We start from the raw sequence: 2,066 nt of genomic DNA, 5'->3' as shown, positions 1-2,066 counted from the left end.
CGCCTACGCCGTCGGCGACGCCGAGCCGGCCACCTTGCGCGCCGCGCTGGCCGCCGAGCTGCCCGAACACATGCTGCCCGCCGTCATCGTGGCGCTGGAGCGCTTTCCGCTGACCCATCACGGCAAGGTGGACCGCGCCGCGCTGCCCGCGCCGGAGCCGCTGGCCCGGCGCGCCTTCGACGCGCCGCGCACGCCCAGCGAATACCTGGTGGCCGAAGCCTTCGCCGAGCTCTTGCAACTGCCGCAAGTGAGCCGCGACGAGAGCTTCTTCGAGCTGGGCGGCGACTCCATCCTGGCGGTGCGCGCCGCCAACCGGCTGCGCGAGCGCCTGGGTGTGCCGCTGCCGCTGCGCCTTTTGTTCGAACATCCGCGCGCGGCGGAACTGGCGCAAGCCGCCGACGCGCTGCGCGGCCAGGCCTCGGCCGCCGCGCCGGTGCGGCCGGCGCGCCGCCAACTCGCGCGCGTCACACCCGGCGCCGACGGCGACACCTCATTCCAGCAGTCCAAGCAAGGCCAACCATGAACGCAATCAACGCCCACGCCTCTTTCGACGCCTATGTTTTCCCGCAATCCGGCGCCCAGCGCCGCTTATGGACGCTGACGGACCTTGAGCCGGACTCCACCGCCTACCACATCCCGCTGGCCCTGCGCCTGCGCGGCGCGCTGGACGCCGACGCACTGCAAGCCGCGCTGGGCGCCCTGGTGGCGCGCCACGAGATCCTGCGCACCCAATACGATCTGATCGACGGCGAACCCTGCCAATTGATCCGCCCGGAAGCCGGCTGCGAACTGCCGCTCACCGCCTGCGACGAGGCCGGCCTGACGGCGCTGCTGCGCGCGGAAGCCGCCCTGCGCTTTGATTTGCGGCGCGATCCGGTGATCCGGGCGCGCCTGTTCGTCCTCGGCCCGCAACACCATGTGCTGTCCATCGTGATCCATCACATCGCCTGCGACGGCTGGTCGCTGGGCGTGCTGGTGCGCGAGCTGGGCGCGCTCTATCCGGCGCTGGCCGCCGGCCTGCCCGCGCCGGCCCTGCCCGAGGCGCTGCAATACGCCGATTTCTCGGAATGGGAACGCGAAACCCGCGTCCAAGACGACGAGGCCTTGAGCTACTGGCGCGAACGGCTGGCCGGCCTGGACGGCGAGATGGAGCTGCCCGGCGATTACGCCGCCGGCCCAAGCCGGAGCGAGGCCGCCGGCCACGTCAGCCTGACGCTGCCGGCCACGCTGACCGAGGCGCTGCGCGTCCAGGCCCGCGCCGCCGACGCCACCTTGTTCATGGCCCTGCTGTCCGGCTTCCAGGCGCTGCTGCAGCGGCTGAGCGGACGCGAGGACATCTGCGTCGGCAGCCCGGTGGCCAACCGCGACCGCGCCGAGTTCGAACAAACCCTGGGCTTCTTCGTCAACACCCTGATCCTGCGCCAGGATTTGAGCGGCGCGCCCAGCTTCGCCCAATTGCTGGCGCGCAACCGCGCCGGCTGCCTGGACGCCTTCGCCCATCAGCACGCGCCCTTCGATCAAGTGGTGAAGCTGGCCGGCCCGCGCGCCCAGGCCCAGGACGCGCCGTTCCGCGCCTTGTTCGCGCTGCAGAACGCGCCGCTGGGCCGCCTGGACTGGCAGGGCGTGGAGGCGGAAGCGCTGCCGCTGTTTCCCGCCGACGCCAAGTTCGACCTGAGCCTGATGCTGGAGCCGGACGGCGACGGCCTGCGCGCCACGCTGGAATACCGCGCCGGCCTGATCGGCGCCGACACCGCCGCCCGCTGGCTGGAACACTACCGCCAGCTATTGCAGGCGGCGACGGCGCAGCCGGATTGCCCGCTGGCGCGGCTGCCGCTGCTGAACGCCGAACAAGCCGCCCAGGCCCTGGGCCCGACGCCTCTCGTCGTCGCGCCGCCGCATCCCGATCTTTGCGCCTGGTTCGAGCATGCCGCCCAGGCCTTCCCCGAGCGTATCGCCGTCCAGGGCGACACCGCCGCGCTGCGCTATCGAGAACTGGACGCCCGCGCCAATCAATTGGCCCGGCAATTGCTCCAGCTCGGCGTGCTGCCGGAACAGCGCGTCGGACT

At 72.1% G+C, this 2,066-nt stretch carries 2 protein-coding genes; both read left to right on the top strand.

The window, feature by feature from the left end; translation table 11 throughout:
- A partial coding sequence (locus tag NK214_RS24775; RefSeq protein WP_253315792.1) for a phosphopantetheine-binding protein occupies positions 1-523 on the top strand: 523 nt, incomplete at its 5' end.
- Positions 520-2,066 (top strand): condensation domain-containing protein (locus NK214_RS24770; protein ID WP_253315791.1); only part of this gene is annotated, 1,547 nt, incomplete at its 3' end. The genes NK214_RS24775 and NK214_RS24770, both read left to right, overlap by 4 nt.

The organism is Chromobacterium sp. S0633, from assembly GCF_024158805.1.
Taxonomy (GTDB): Bacteria; Pseudomonadota; Gammaproteobacteria; order Burkholderiales; family Chromobacteriaceae; genus Chromobacterium.
The sequence above is the reverse complement of the archived record's forward strand: the minus strand, read 5'-3'. Positions and strand labels throughout refer to the sequence as shown.